The following is a 15,135-nucleotide window of genomic DNA, read 5'->3' as shown; positions in this document are numbered from 1 at the left end:
GGTTCAATTGCACGGTGATATCATTATCGCATGGCGCCGGCGGCCTCCCTGCCCAAGTTGCCGTCATCGCCAGAGCGCCCAAGGCGCCGCCGCCAATAGTAGATACCATCGTATATGCCACATAACTGATGATATGATTCATTCAGACTGCCATTCAATGGAGCAGGTTTCCCACCCGTGTACCTTGGCCCAGCAAGCAGAAGAAAATTCTGAGGGCAAAGGAGCATGATCCAATGCAGTTCCACTCATTGTCTGAATTCGAATATTACGATCGGCAGCCGGGAGAAGATCAGCCCGTCCTTCCTCAACGCGACGGCATGGCCCGACCGATGCACGCCGCCGGCCCGCCCCGAACGCCTGAATTCGGCTCGTCATTGTTCGACCCATTCGACGCAAGCCGCGGCACCTACCCGGCGGCGCCAGATTCCGGCATGATTTCGATCCCCCTCACTCATATGAATGTCGTTATCTCGGTGTCCGCCGCAGCGATGCTGCAACCCCGTCGCCGCGGTCTGACGATGCATGCAAATGCTGATCCCGCGGCGGTGCCCAGGGCGGCCATGGCGCAATTCGCCGAAGCAGGCCGAAGTGCGATCGACGGGCTGAATACCTTGCACGCGCCCCGGGACCTCGGCCTTGCCGAGCTGGTCCCAGAACGGCACTCGTCTGATCCGGTCGTGGAGCGTCTTTCCAGAGCGCTCGAGGCGGCCGTAGGCAGTCATGATGGATTTGGCAACCTCTATGCCGACGCAGTCCGCCTTGCCATCGTAACCCGCTTGCTCACGCTGCGCTCAGATCCGGAGCCAGACTTGGATGAGCGAACGGCACGCGCTACGGCCGCCCTGCCGAAATGGCGGTGGAAGCGCGTCGTCGAATACGTCGATTCACATCTCGATGAGACGATTACGCTCGCCGACATGGCAGCAGTGGCGGGGCTCAGCCGAATGTATTTTGCCGCACAGTTCCGGGCGGCCACCGGCATTCGCCCGCATGAATTCCTGCAGCGGCGACGGATTGACCGCACCAAGCGGATGCTCATCGAGACCGACATGACCCTGGTCGATGTGGCGCTGAGCGTGGGCTTTCAGAACCAAGCCCATTTCACCACGGTCTTCAGACGTTTCGTTGGCGAGACACCCTATCGCTGGCGTTGCGGCAATCGCAGGGATGTCGCAGATCGCCCTTCCGGCAGCGATCCCGCCTGTTGGCGCTACCCGCCTTGTGGGTCGGATACGCGGCCCATTCAGCTGGAATCTCCGGGAGAGTTGCCACCCCGCAGCGCTGCCGGCGCAACATAGTCGACATCGCTGGCAACACCACTGCGATGGAAAGATGTTGCTTGCCGGAATGCTCCTTGCCCAGGGTGGATTCTTCAGCTCTCCGTAAAGGCATCTCCGATGGCCAATGATATCCGTCCCTACAATGCCCCGGCCGGCGGATGGGGAGCGCTCAAGGCGCTGGGCGAACACCTTGTCGAGCAGGGAATCCCGATCAAGGGGGCGGCCACTCTGGGGCGCATGAACCAGCCGGAGGGATTTGATTGCCCCGGCTGCGCCTGGCCAGACCCCAAACACACTTCATCCTTCGAGTTTTGCGAGAACGGGGGCAAGGCGGTTGCCTGGGAAGCCACGGCGAAACGCTGCACGCCGGAGTTTTTCGCCGCCCATACCGTTGCCGAGCTTTCAAGCTGGAGCGATTTCGATCTCGAGATGGTTGGGCGACTGACCCATCCGATGGCCTACGACGCCGCATCCGACCACTACGTGCCGGTCGGTTGGGACGAGGCCTTTGCAACCGTTGCCCGCCACCTCAACGGATTGCCGGCTCCCGACATGGCCGAGTTCTACACATCCGGCCGCACCTCGAACGAGGCAGCGTTCCTCTACCAGCTCTTTGTGCGCGAGTTCGGCACCAACAATTTCCCTGATTGCTCGAACATGTGCCACGAGGCTACCAGCGTCGGCCTGCCGCACTCGCTCGGCGTCGGCAAGGGTACCTGCCTGCTTTCCGATTTCGACAAGACGGACTGCATCTTCATCTTCGGACAGAACCCGGGCACGAACAGCCCTCGCATGATGACGAGCCTGCGCAACGCCTCGCGGCGCGGCGCAACCATCATGTCCTTCAATCCGTTCCGCGAGCGCGCTCTGGAGCGATTCCAGTCGCCCCAGAGCCCGATCGAAATGGCAACGCTTACGTCGACGCCGATCAGCGCCAAGCTTTATCAGGTGCGTGTCGGCGGCGACGTCGCAGTCGTCAAGGGACTCATGAAAGTTCTCATGGAGGCAGACGATGCGGCGCGCGCAGGCGAACTGCCGGCGATCCTCGACTGGGATTTCATCAAGGGCCATACGACGGGTATAGAGGCTCTCACCGCCAACCTGCGGGCGACGCGATGGGAAGACATCGTGTCTCAGTCAGGGCTCGCTCGCGACGACATCGAATACGCCGCTCGCGCCTATATGCAGGCCGAGCGAGCGATCGTTGTCTATGGCATGGGCATCACGCAGCACCGGCGGGGCGCACAAAGCGTGCAGCAGCTGGCGAATCTCGCGCTGCTGCGCGGTCATATCGGCCGTGAGGGCGCCGGGCTTTGCCCCGTCCGCGGCCATTCCAACGTCCAGGGCGATCGCACGGTCGGCATCACCGAAACGCCGACAAAGGAATTTCTCGATCGGCTTGAGCACCGCTTCGGCTTCGAGCCGCCGTCCCAGCACGGCCACAACGTCGTGACCGCGCTGGAGGCCATGAAAGACGGCAAGGTGAAAGTGTTCTTCGCCATGGGTGGCAACTTCGTGTCCGCCATCCCCGACTGGGAGGTGACACGCGCTGCCTGGCGCAAGCTCGACCTGACGGTCCAAGTGTCGACCAAGCTCAATCGCAGCCATCTGATACACGGGCGCGACGCGCTGATCCTGCCTTGCCTCGGGCGCACCGAAATCGACTTCCAGGCAACAGGGCCGCAGTCGATCACGGTCGAGGATTCGATGTCGATGGTGCACGCGTCGGCGGGCCGCAATGTTCCGGCGTCAGAGCACCTGAGGAGCGAACCTGCAATCGTCGCCGGCATTGCGCGGGCAACAATGGGTGCACGTTCCGTCGTCGACTGGGAAAGCTTTACCGCCGACTACGACCTTATCCGCGACGCGATCGAAGACGTGTTCCCGATCTTCCAGGGCTACAATGCCCGCATTCGCATCCCGGGCGGCTTCCATCTGACGTCAAGCGCGCGCGAACGCATCTGGGCGACAGCTTCCGGCAAGGCGAATTTCCTTGTCTTCGACGGCCTCGGCGAGGATCCGCCCCAGGACAGTCTCGACGTACTATGGCTGACGACGGTGCGCAGTCATGATCAGTACAACACAACGATATATTCGATGTCCGACCGCTATCGCGGTGTCTTCGGTCAGCGCGACGTGGTCTTCCTCAATGAACAGGAGATGGAAAGGCGTGGCCTCCAAGGCGACGACCGCGTCGACTTGATCACTGTGTCCACCGACGGCGTTGAACGCCGCCTGTCCAATTTTCGGATCGTCCCGTATTCGTTCCCGAATGGCAGCTGTGCTGCCTATTATCCCGAGGCAAACCCTCTCGTGCCGCTCTATTCGCATGATCCGATGAGCTTCACGCCCTCCTACAAAGCAATTCCGATTCGCATTTCGCGCTCGCGTACCGAGGCGGGTTGATCATAGGTGCGAACTCGCGCGCCTTCGGTTCACCTCTCACGATGAACTTTTTCCCTGCCGCTTCGAGATCGTGCGCATCTCTCAGGCGAACGTTCCTTCACAAAAGCGAACGGGCCCAATGGCAATACTTTTCGAGGTGTTAGTCGTTCACTGACGTCTACGAGATTTGCTTCGAAAGGAAAGCGGAACGGATTTGGGAGTGTGCGATGCTGGCGCTGCCGACGGCCGGCGACGAGCTTTCCGCCACGCGACTTCTCGTCGCCCTGTTCTTTGCCCCTCATCCAATGTTTGTCGCCCAACCTCTTCCACGCGGCGAAGCGTTGCGTTGGAGGCGAAGCTCCCACGCACGCCGCGCACGCACCATTCTGCCGAACACCTGAGGCGCCCGTCCGCTCCTCCCGCGGGCGCCCGAACTGGCGGCGGGTCGCATCAGCGATCCGCCGCCCTTTTTGTGGTTTCGGTCGTTGCGGACGGCTGGCGCGCCCGTCACGTTCGCCACCGGACCTGTCCGTGCGCGGCGAGAAAGGCAGGGGCGTTTCTGAAAGACGCCGAACCGCGAAATCGAGATTGTCGCAACGAGCTGCCTCGGCAACGGAGCCGGCCGCAGGATTTGCTACCGCATCGCCGGCCCTCATATCGGTCATCGGCGCGTTCGATTGTTTGCAAAAAGGGAAGGAAGAGACCCGTGCGAGAGATCATCAACGCCATCGCAATTGCCATCACTCTCGGCCTGTCGGGAGTCGCCGTGGCGGACGCCGCCGACAATACCAAGCCCGCACCCAAGCCCGCGCATACCGTGGCGCGCAACGTCGTGCTCGTGCACGGAGCGTGGGCGGACGGATCGAGCTGGGCCGAGGTGATCCCGCTCCTTCAGGCAGCCGGCCTGAGCGTAACCGCGGTGCAGAATCCACTGACGTCGCTGGCAGACTCGGTCGCCGAGACGCGCCGAGCGCTGGCGCTGCAGGATGGGCCAACCGTGCTGGTAGCGCATTCCTGGGGCGGCACCGTCATCAGCGAAGCGGGAACTGATCCCAAGGTCACATCGCTGGTCTATGTGGCTGCGCGAGCACCGGATGCCGGTGAGGATTTCGTCGCTCTCTCCGCAGAATTTCCCACAGGACCCGTCCGGGCCGGCATCCAGGTGAATGATGGTTTCACCAGATTGTCCGAAGATTCATTCCTGAAATACTTCGCGAACGGTGTCGCGCCCAAGCAAGCGAAGATCTTGTATGCGGTTCAGGAACCCACCGCAGCGACTATCTTCGGCGGACGAACCAGCGAAGCTGCATGGCATTCCAAGCCATCGTTCTATGCGGTGTCGAAGCAGGACAAGACGATCAACCCTGACCTCGAACGGTTTCTCGCGAAACGCATGCACGCGACAACAGTGGAGATCAATGCGGGCCACCTGTCGCTGGTTTCCCATCCCAAGGAGGTCGCCGACCTCATTCTGGCTGCTGCGGGCCGATGACATTGGATTTGAAACTGCCCCGGCGAAGCGATGCGGACGGGCCTGACGGCCTGGGCGGGCCGTCCCGGCGACGACCCGCCCGCTGCGCGCTGCATCCACATGCTGGATTGGTCTCGCTCACTGCACTGATGTGCCCAAACCAGTTCGTGCCAAGCAACGATGACTGACCGGTCGCGCCGGCCATGGGGCGGATTGCGCCCGGCCATTCAAAGCAATGGGCGCAAAGTCATTTCGGAGACGCTCACAAAAATCCGGCAATACGGCGACGTTCATCGCTCGAGCCGTTCCGACTAACGTCGCCAGGAAGGTCATCGGCTGAGACATGGGTATCGTTCGGTTCGCGCTGCGATTTCCGCATACGTTCTATGTGCTGGCTGCCTTGATTCTCTTTCTCGGCGGCGTTGCAAGTCGCGAGATGCGGTTGGACGTCTTTCCGGAAATCAACATTCCGGTGGTAACTGTAATCTGGAGCTATAGCGGCCTCAGCACGCCAGAGATGGAACAGCGCGTCACCACGTACAGCCAGTATGCGATCAGCTCCAACGTCAATGGCATCAAGAACATAGAGGCGCAGACCTTAGGGGGACTGTCGGTCCAGAAGATCTATTTTCAGCAGGATGTGAATCTCGATCTCGCGATCGCTCAGATCGTTTCGGCGACAAACGCCATTCGCGCCCTCCTGCCACCGGGAATCCAGGCACCGCTCGTGGTGCAGTTCAACGCCTCCAGCGTGCCGGTCCTGCAGATCAGCCTGAGCTCCGACACCCTCAACGAACAGCAGCTCTACGACTACGGCATCTATCGGATCCGCCAGCAACTGGCCCCGATCCCGGGTGTCACGCTGCCAACACCCGCGGGCGGAAAATATCGCCAGATCATGGTCGACCTCGACCCGTCGAAGCTCCTGGCCAAGGGCCTGACGCCGCTCGACGTCGTCAGTGCGGTCAACGCCCAGAACCTGACCTTGCCGTCGGGCACCGCCAAGATCGGCAACACACAGTATGTCGTGCGCACCAACGCCACGCCGGCAACCATCGACGAGCTCAACAATATTCCGGTCAAGGTCGTGAATGGCGCCACGGTGTTCGTCAAGGATGTCGGCCAGGTCCATGACGGATGGCTCGTTCAGCAGAACATCGTTCGCGAGAACGGCCGGCATTCGGTTCTGCTCAGTATCATCAAGAACGGCAATGCCTCGACGCTGGAGGTTGTCGATGCCGTTCGGGATGCCTTGAAGACGGCGCGTGCCGCGGCGCCTCCCGGCATGGAAATCAGAGAGCTCTTCGACCAGTCGGTGTTCGTCAAGCAATCGATTGCCGGCGTGCTGCGGGAGGGCGTGATCGCGGCCGCGCTCACCGCCCTGATGATCCTGCTGTTTCTCGGATCGTGGCGATCGACGCTGGTCGTCATGATCTCGATCCCGCTTGCGATCCTGTCGTCGGTCGTGGCGCTGTATTTCCTGGGCGAAACGCTCAATACGATGACGCTGGGGGGCCTGGCGCTGGCGATTGGCATACTCGTCGACGATTCGACGGTGACGCTCGAGAACACCCATCGCCTGCTCACCGAGGAAAGACAGACGCTGCCGCAGGCGACGCTGCATGGAGCCGCCGGTATCGCCGTGCCGACCCTGGTGTCGACGCTGGCCATAAGCTGCGTGTTCACATCGGTGGTCTTTCTGGAAGGTCCGGCAAAATATCTGTTCACGCCGCTCGGTCTTGCCGTCGTGTTCGCGATGCTCGCATCCTATGGACTTTCGAGGACGCTCACCCCAATCACCATCGGGTTGCTGCTCAAAAGGGAGCGCCACGGCGCCTCGACGGGCTGGTTCGGTAGGTTTCACGCCAGGTTCGAACGTGGTTTCGAGGCCATGCGCCTGCACTATGCCGAGTTGCTGGCCGTACTCCTCAGGCGCCGGTTCATCGTTCCCGTCATTGCAGCCCTGGTGCTCGCGTTGGGCGCTGTGCTGACGACGCTCGTCGGTCGCGATTTCTTTCCCGCGATCGACGGCGGCCAGATCCAACTCCATGTGCGGGCCCCCGCGGGAACCCGGATCGAGGAGACGGAGAAGATCTTCCAGGCTGTCGAGGACAAGATCCGCGAAATCGTTCCCGATCGCGACCTCCAGCTTGTCGTCGACGATATCGGCCTGCCGGCGCGTGCCTACAATTTGGCGTTCACGGATGGATCGACCATCGGCGTGAATGACGGTGTGATCCAGGTCGCATTGAAAGACGGCCACGCGCCGACTGCCGACTATGTGCGCAAGTTGCGCGCGGCGCTGCCCAGCGCATTTCCAGACGTTCTGTTCTACTTCCAGTCGGCCGACATCGTCACGCAGATCCTCAATTTCGGACTGCCGGCGCAGATCGATGTCCGTACGGTCGGCTATGACCGCGCTACCAATCTGCGGATCGCGATGGAACTGCGGCGCCGCATCGCAGCCATTCCCGGTGTCGTCGACGCACACCTGCAGCAGGAAGTCGACGCGCCGGCGTTCTATGCCGATATCGATCGCACGCGGGCGGCGCAGCTCGGGCTCAATGCCAGCACGATCGCCAACAACATCAATGTGAGCCTGAGTTCCTCCGAGCAGGTGTCGCCGAACTTCTGGACCGACCCGACCACGGGCATTCCCTACTATCTCGCCGTTCAGACGCCGGAAAACAAGATCGCGTCACTGAACGATCTCGGCAACACGCCCGTTTCCTCAACTATCAACACCGCCGGTGCACAGGTTCCTGGGCAGCTTAGCAACGTCGCTACGTTCAAGCGCGACAGTCTCCCGACCAACGCCAACCAGGCGAACGTCCAGCCGGTCTACGAAGTCTATGCAAGCGTCCAGGGCCGTGATCTGGGAGGTGTCTCCAACCAGATCAGCGCGGTCGTTGCCGACCTGCGGAAGCAGCTTTCGCCTGGAAACAACATCCAGGTCATAGGCCAGATCCAGAGCATGAACGATGCCTTCTGGGACCTCGGCATCGGCATCCTGTTCGCCGCCGTGTTCGTCTACTTGCTGATGGTCGTAAACTATCAGAACTTCGGCGACCCCTTCGTCGTCATCCTTGCCTTGCCGGCGACCTTGTGCGGCATCGTGACGATGCTGTTCATCACGGGCACGACGCTCAACGTGCCTTCACTGATGGGGGCGATCATGGCGGTCGGGGTCGCTTCGGCCAATTCCATCCTGCTCGTGACCTTCGCCCGCGACCAGCAGTTGGCGGGCAAGTCCGCGTTCGAGGCGGCGATCGAAGCCGGTCATACCCGGATCAGGCCCGTGCTCATGACCGCGGCCGCGATGATCGTCGGCATGGTCCCCATGGCGATCGGCGGAGCGGGCGAAGAGCAGAATGCCGCGCTGGCGCGCGCGGTCATCGGGGGACTTTTGTTTGCAACGCCAACGACGCTCCTCGTCGTGCCGTACCTGTTCGCAATGCTGCGCAGGGGACAGGACGGCAAGACGGCTCACGGCGTCTTCGACGAGGAAATCGCATGAAGCCGAGGGACCATCTGGATCAGCCCGACGACACGCTGATGGATGGCGCAACGGAGCGGCCGCCGCGCCGAGGCGGAGGCTGGCTGCTTGCATTGGGCGCGCTGACCCTGCTGACGACGGGACTGGCCTATGGCTTCCAGGGATACTATTCGCGCAACCGCGAACTCGCGGCGGCCGCCGAACAGGCGCGTGACTTCATCCCGCAGGTGCGTGTTGCGGCGGTAAGGCCGAGCGACGACATCATGCAAGTCAGTCTGCCCGCCACCACAACTGCCTACGACGTCGCCGACATCTTCGCACGAGCCAGCGGCTATATCGAGACGCGTGAGGTCGATATCGGAGACAAGGTCAAGAAGGGACAGTTGCTGGCCAAGATTGCCGTGCCGGAACTCGATGACCAGATTTTGCAGGCCCAGGCAACCTTGGGACAGCTCAAGGCGGCGCTGCAACAGGCACAAGCCAATCTCGATCTGGCCAAGGTGACGTGGCAAAGGGACAAACCCCTGGTGGACCAGGGCTGGATCACCAAGCAGCAGGGTACGATCGACGTCCAAAGCCTCAAGGCACAGGAGGCGGCTGTCGGCGTTGCGCAGGCCAATGTGAATGCACAGCAGGACCAGCTGCGCGTGCTCGACCAGCAACAGGCCTACCAGCAGGTCGTCGCCCCGTTCGACGGCGTCATCACTCAACGCAACGTCGATATCGGCAGCCTGGTGCAGGCCGACACGACCAACAGCACTTTCCTCTTCGCCATCATGCAGGGGGATGTGATCCGTGCCCAGGTCTACGTCCCCCAGGACCAGGCCTTTGGACTGACCCCGGGGGTCAAGGCTGTGCTCCAGGTCCCCGAAATCCCCGACCGTACCTTCCCGGGCACCGTGACGCGGATTGCCGATGCGCTGGCACCGGGCACGCGGACCTTGCTGACCGAAATCGACATTCCTAACCCTGACGGTGTCCTCACGCCCGGCACCTATTGCACGGTCGAACTCCAGATCCCGCGCAAGACACCCAGCTTCTCCGTGTCGGCGGATGCGATCATCTTCAACGCCGATGGGTTGCAGGTTGCCGTGGTCGAGGACGGCATTGCGCATATTCGAAAGATATCGGTGGCGCGCGATCTCGGAACGGAGGTCGAGGTCCGTGACGGCGTCAAACAGGGTGACCTGGTGATCCTGAATCCGCCGGTCGAACTTGCCGAGGGCAGCAAGGTGCAGATCAGTCCTGCGGCCGTCGGGACACCCTAGTGCATGTCGCGCAAAAGTGGCCCCGGTTTTGCGAGAACGACATGCATAAAGTCAAACACCCAAAGCGCGTCGCGTCGAAACGGATTCATGCGACGCTTTACGTCTTTGTTTCCATGCATGTCGCCTCAAAACCGGGGCCACTTTTGAGCGACATGCATTAGTTCCGTTCACGTTCACCCTGGTTCAGTTCAAGGGCGCTCGGCGTGAAAAATCGAGACCATCGTCCTTGGCGCCATACACGGGCCGAACACCGACTCTCCATACTACCTTATACATGCATGATACCTTGATATACTATGTATTACTTCCGATAGTTGTTAGATAAGTGATGCAGGCCGAGAACAGCAGAGGCGAGACGAACATCGTAACTCAAAGGTTCCCGAGTGCCTGTAGCCGGAATGCGCGGTAGATAAATGGCCGCCTTCCTCAACGAAAAGGAGATTTAATCATGCGTTCTATCCCTCTGAAGGCGGCGCTTGCCGCGATGATCGTCGCCATCCCGCTCACCGGGGCCTTTGCCGCCTCGTCGCACGGCGGCCGCGACGGCGATCACGGCCGTAACGCTGAGCATGGCAGCAGCGAATACGGCGACTTCTCGCAGAATGGATGGTTTGACGGCATCAGCTCGTCCAAGACCCATTCGACTGCGGGCAGGAACCTCCTCCAGCAGTTCATGGGTGAATGAGAAGGCCCTACCATCTCACAGCAACCCCGCCGTCTCTCAGGAGCGGCGGGGTCTGCAGCATGAAGTCTACGTGCATGCCACAGGCGCCGAGACCAGCCGCCTGTAGGAAAGCCAATCCAGGCATGTTCGACTTCTCATGCCGCCGAACGAGATCATGAACATGCAGCGCCGATAACCAACCTTTCGACCTGGCGGTTCGTTCGCATCGTCTGCCGGCATCGACTTGGCGCAACTTTTTTTGACCCAACCGTGCTTGGCCCAACCGTGCTTGGGACGACGAACCGGAAAATGCTGCCGTGCGGAAGATTGGGCGTGGCCCACAGCCGGCCGCCGTGGGCCGTGACGATAGAGCGGCATATCCACAGTCCCAAACCCATGCCCTCGCACTTGGTCGTGAACAGGGGGTCGAAGATGCGGTCGACCAGCGCTGGATCGAGCCCCGTGCCCGTGTCCTCGACTGCAACCAGCACATCCCCATTTTTGTCGAGCCGGGTGCTGATCCGCAACTTTCGTTGCCGATCCTGCACGGTGCTCATCGCCTCGATGCCGTTCGCGACCAGGTTGGCGACGACCCGTTCCAATTGACCGTGATCGCCTCTGATCGGCTCCAGGTTCTCAGCGAGTTCGACCTCGACCGCGATGCGGTGAAGGCGCAGATCGAGGCTGACGAGATTGAGGAGGTCCTTGATCAAGTCGTTGATGTCGAGGTTAGCCGCTATGGGCGCGGATTTTCGGACCAGATCCCGAACACCTCTGACGACATCGGCGGCGCGAAGGGTGTTGCCGATGATCCGTTCGATGGCCTGTTTCGCCTCATCGAGATTCGCCGGGTCTCTCGTCAACCACAGCAAGGCGGTTTCCGCGTTGGTCAGAATGGCGGTAAGCGGTTGGTTCACTTCATGCGCGATGCACACCGCGCGCTCGCTTATTGTTGTCGATTGGGTGCCATACATGAGGTACGGGCTCCTACGGCAAGAGGGTGCGATTTGGTCGTGGGCGGTACCGGGGGCTGCAGAAGATCAATCAGCCTGACCTTGCGAATGGGGGCGATGAGACTATTCCTCTGCCCGGGAGGAAATCTTCCGGAGCGTTCGGTGTGATGAAGCTATGCGAGTGTCCCACATTATGACCCCTCCAGCGTGGCGATTGCTTCGAATTTCATGCCATGGATTATCCGCCCTATGAGCTGTGATGCGAGTTTAGCGTTGCAAATAGCTGTAAATATTCGCGCCCGAGACAGACAGTGAATAAGCCCATGCGTGGCGGATCGCTCCAGACGCCTGGCGGTAGACATGAAAGAGCCATGGGGTTGAAGGCGAACCGCGACTGGTTTGCCGAGCTCAGTTGGTCGAGCTCAGCTCTTCGAGAAGTCGGCGCGCGGTAACGAGGTCTCGCGTTCCAAATCCCTCTGTAAATCGCTGATAGATGTCTTCGAGCATGGAGCGGGCGTCCTTGCCCCGGTCGTGCTTCCTCCACATGCGCGCCAGCGGGATTGCGGCTCTCAGCTGCCAGCTCAAGGCCGATTGCTTGTGGGCGCAATCGATCGAGCGAAGCAGTGCACGCTCAGCCGCCGGAAGGTCAGGTCGCGGCTGCGTCAGCAGGATTTCGCCTTGGGCCCGCAGCAAGTCGGGTAACCACAATATCTCGCCGACCTGCTCAGCACGCGCCACAGCCTCGTCTATCGTGGCCAAAGCTTCGTCCGGTCGTCCGGAAAGGGCCAGTCCTTCGGCCAGGGCACGCCGCGTCGGCAGCGTCACGATGCGGTACTGATCGGCATCCATCGCCTTCAGCCCCGCCCGCAAGATCTCGACGCCCGATGGCGCAACGCCGTTCGCGACCATGAGTTCACCTTTCAGCGCGAGGCCGACGGCGCGATAGGGAGCAAGGGAGTATTTGATAGCCTGCTCGATTACGATTTCGGTATGCTCTTCCGCTGCTCTAAAGTCGCCACTCCAGTGGAGAACAGGGACGAGATAGATGAGAGCAATGCAATATGAGACTGGGTGATCGTAGCTCTGCGCCCTGTTGATTCCCTGACGTGCGACTGTGCAACCCTGATCCGCGAAGCCGCACAGCCACAAGGACCTGGCGAGCGTTGCGAGCCCCGATACATGGTGGTCGTGGCCAAAGAAGCTCACCCTCCCCAGCCTGAAATCCGACGCCAGCTTCGAGCCTTGTTTGCAGTGGCGCAACGCAGCCGCCTGATTGCCGGTCAAGTGATATGATCCACCCAACATCCATTCCGTCATTGCGTTTTCGGTCGGGCCTCCGCTGGCCTTGGCAACGGCGGCGTTTCGTTTGGCGGCCGCCAACGCCCCGCTGAAGTCGCCCTGGCGCGTGAGAAAAATGTAGAGTCCGGAAAGCAGCTGGAGTTGATGCCTTCCATCCTGCAAAATCTCGGAGAGTTCCAGGGCGCGCTCGATCCCGGCCCTGACTTCCAGGCTGTTGCCGCGGGTGTACATGGATGACATCGCCAGGGCTCCCTGGAGTTCCAGTTCCCATCGCGTCCCGTGATCCGCCTCCTGCAGCGCGCCCAGGGCTCGCCGGCACCATTGCTGACACTCATCCAGCAGTGAAAGCCCCAGGAATAGCGGAGCCGCATGGGCAGCCAGCTCAATGGCGAGAGACCGGTCATCCGAGCTGGAAAAGCTCCATGCGAGCGCTTTGCGAACGTTACCGATGTGGGGAGCGTGGACGGTAACGTTGTGGCCATCAAAAGCCGACCCTTTGGCCATGCCCTGCTTGAGAAGGCCGGTGAAGTAGCCAGCGTGACGTCGTTCGGCGGCTTCTGCTTGCCCGTCTTCGGTGAGCTTGGCCGCAGCATAGACGCGTGTCGTATCCAATAGCCGGTAACAAGCAGGTCCGCTCGTCGACAAGACCCCGATGAGGGACTTGTCGACCAGGCTGGCGATCGCGGAGGTGACTGTCTGCGTCTCACCATCGGCGTCCCCCGCGACCGCTTGCGCCGCCGCCAGCGTGAACTGGCCAACGAACACGGACAGCCCGCAGAGAATTCTCTGCTCGTCCGCCGACAGGAGCCTGAAACTCCAGTCGAGCATGGCCTGCAACGTTTGATGCCGAGGCAATGCGCTGCGCCAGCCCGGCAGGAACAGCTCGGCGCCGCTGTCCAGGAGATCGGCGGTTCCTTGAATGCCATGGGCACCCACACGGCTGGCGACAAGCTCTATCGCCAAAGCGATCCCGTCGAGCCGGCGGCAGATCTTCGCGACAATTGGGGCTTCGGTGTCGCTGAGCTGGGCATGGTGCCCGCTCGATGCCGCCCGCTCCATGAAGAGCTGCACGGCGGGCGAAGCCAGCGCTTGAACGGCAGATGGCGTTTCGTCAGGCGGACTGTCGAGAGGCATCAGCAAATGCACATACTCGCCCTCAACGCGCAACGCCTCACGACTGGTCGCCAACAAGTGCACCGACGGCGCTGCGTGAAGGAGGCGTGCGCAGAGCGGCGCGGCCGTCTCGATCACATGCTCGCAATTGTCGAGAACGACGAGAATCCGCTTGTCAGCCAGGAAGGCGCGTATGTACGGCTCGTGATCCGGGCCCTGGACAAAGCAGCCGAGTGCCGAGGCGACGGCACTGGGAACGTCTGCCGGGTTGGTGAGCGAACCGAGGTCGACAAAGCAAACCGCATCGTCGCCGAATTCCTGGCGCAGCGCATTGGCGACTGCCACGGCGACGGTCGTCTTGCCTATTCCACCTGGTCCGACCACACTGACGAAGCGCCGCGACAAGAGCAGCGAGGACAGTGCGGTGACGGTCTCGGTGCGGCCGACCAGCAGCTGCAAGGGTGTCGGGAAATTCGGGGGCCGCGCGGGGCTTGCAGGAGCGGCAATCGGGGCAGTGTCGCCCGAGCCGGGGCGCCGGACCGGTGCAACGAAGGTGTAGCCCCGGCCGGGAACATTGACGATGTATCGGACGCCATCCTTGCCGTCCCCCAGCACTTTGCGAAGGGCGGCGATGTGCACGCGAAGATTGGCTTCCTCGACGAAGACGCCCGGCCAAACGAGATCGATCAGTTCTCGCCCGCTCACGACCTCACCCGGCCGGCCGGTCAACGCAATCAGAACGTCGAGAGCGCGGCCGCCGATGGCGACAGGTTTGCCATCCCGGACGAGCACCCGCGCTGCCCCGATCAAGCGAAAGGAGCCGAAAGACAAGATTTCACCGGTCTCCAATTCGTCGCCACTTGTGATGACAGCCGACCCGGCTCCTGGCAACCTCATGCTCGAAGATCCGGGCGGCCTTGTTTGCATCTTTTTACGACCTTTAACTCGTCAAGGCCGGCCCTCCGGGGTCATGTTGAGCGGCGTCCGAAGGAAGTAGCGAACCAGAGCCACCAACGCATCCTGGTGCCGCGCCGCGCGACGCGAAGAAACGACAATTCTCTCGGTGGCAGCAGATGGAATGCATTGCGCTAGTCCTTGTTGATGAGGTCTGGGACCAATGTCCGTTCAAGGCTGAAAGGCGCGGTCGGAGGTAAGGGATTTTGCTCCGCAAATCTGTATTGGACCAATCCTGGCTCTGGCAGGTCC

Annotated in this window: 8 protein-coding genes; 6 read left to right on the top strand and 2 right to left on the bottom strand. The window is 61.5% G+C overall.

The window, feature by feature from the left end; all coding sequences use genetic code 11:
- Positions 1-233 precede the first annotated feature (233 nt).
- The 6 genes from ACFFNA_RS12505 (at position 234) to ACFFNA_RS12480 (ending at position 10,585) form a co-directional block, all read left to right on the top strand.
- Complete coding sequence (locus ACFFNA_RS12505) at positions 234-1,298, top strand: helix-turn-helix domain-containing protein (RefSeq protein WP_378918586.1); 1,065 nt, start codon at positions 234-236, stop codon at positions 1,296-1,298.
- A gap of 99 nt (positions 1,299-1,397) precedes the next feature.
- Positions 1,398-3,686 carry an FdhF/YdeP family oxidoreductase gene (locus ACFFNA_RS12500; RefSeq protein WP_378918584.1) on the top strand — a complete coding sequence of 763 codons (2,289 nt, stop codon included), beginning with the start codon at positions 1,398-1,400 and terminating at the stop codon, positions 3,684-3,686.
- 745 nt (positions 3,687-4,431) lie between these two features.
- Positions 4,432-5,157 carry an alpha/beta fold hydrolase gene (locus ACFFNA_RS12495; protein ID WP_378918854.1) on the top strand — a complete coding sequence of 242 codons (726 nt, stop codon included), beginning with the start codon at positions 4,432-4,434 and terminating at the stop codon, positions 5,155-5,157.
- 322 nt (positions 5,158-5,479) lie between these two features.
- Positions 5,480-8,653 carry an efflux RND transporter permease subunit gene (locus ACFFNA_RS12490; RefSeq protein ID WP_378918582.1) on the top strand — a complete coding sequence of 1,058 codons (3,174 nt, stop codon included), beginning with the start codon at positions 5,480-5,482 and terminating at the stop codon, positions 8,651-8,653.
- 92 nt (positions 8,654-8,745) lie between these two features.
- Positions 8,746-9,900: an efflux RND transporter periplasmic adaptor subunit gene (locus tag ACFFNA_RS12485; RefSeq protein ID WP_378918580.1), complete on the top strand. Its 1,155-nt coding sequence runs from the start codon at positions 8,746-8,748 to the stop codon at positions 9,898-9,900.
- 448 nt (positions 9,901-10,348) lie between these two features.
- A complete protein-coding gene (locus tag ACFFNA_RS12480) occupies positions 10,349-10,585 on the top strand; it encodes a hypothetical protein (RefSeq protein ID WP_378918578.1) in 237 nt (78 codons plus the stop codon).
- A gap of 152 nt (positions 10,586-10,737) precedes the next feature.
- On the opposite strand, the gene ACFFNA_RS12475 is transcribed toward ACFFNA_RS12480, so the two are convergent.
- Both ACFFNA_RS12475 and ACFFNA_RS12470 read right to left on the bottom strand, forming a co-directional pair.
- Positions 10,738-11,538, bottom strand: coding sequence for a sensor histidine kinase (locus ACFFNA_RS12475; protein ID WP_378918576.1), 801 nt, complete (start codon positions 11,536-11,538; stop codon positions 10,738-10,740).
- Positions 11,539-11,925: 387 nt separating this feature from the next.
- Positions 11,926-14,826 carry an ATP-binding protein gene (locus tag ACFFNA_RS12470; protein ID WP_378918574.1) on the bottom strand — a complete coding sequence of 967 codons (2,901 nt, stop codon included), beginning with the start codon at positions 14,824-14,826 and terminating at the stop codon, positions 11,926-11,928.
- Between the last annotated feature and the right edge of the window lie 309 nt (positions 14,827-15,135).

It is taken from the genome of Mesorhizobium kowhaii (assembly GCF_042431665.1).
GTDB lineage: Bacteria > Pseudomonadota > Alphaproteobacteria > Rhizobiales > Rhizobiaceae > Mesorhizobium > Mesorhizobium kowhaii.
This window is presented reverse-complemented; position numbering and strand designations above follow the sequence as displayed.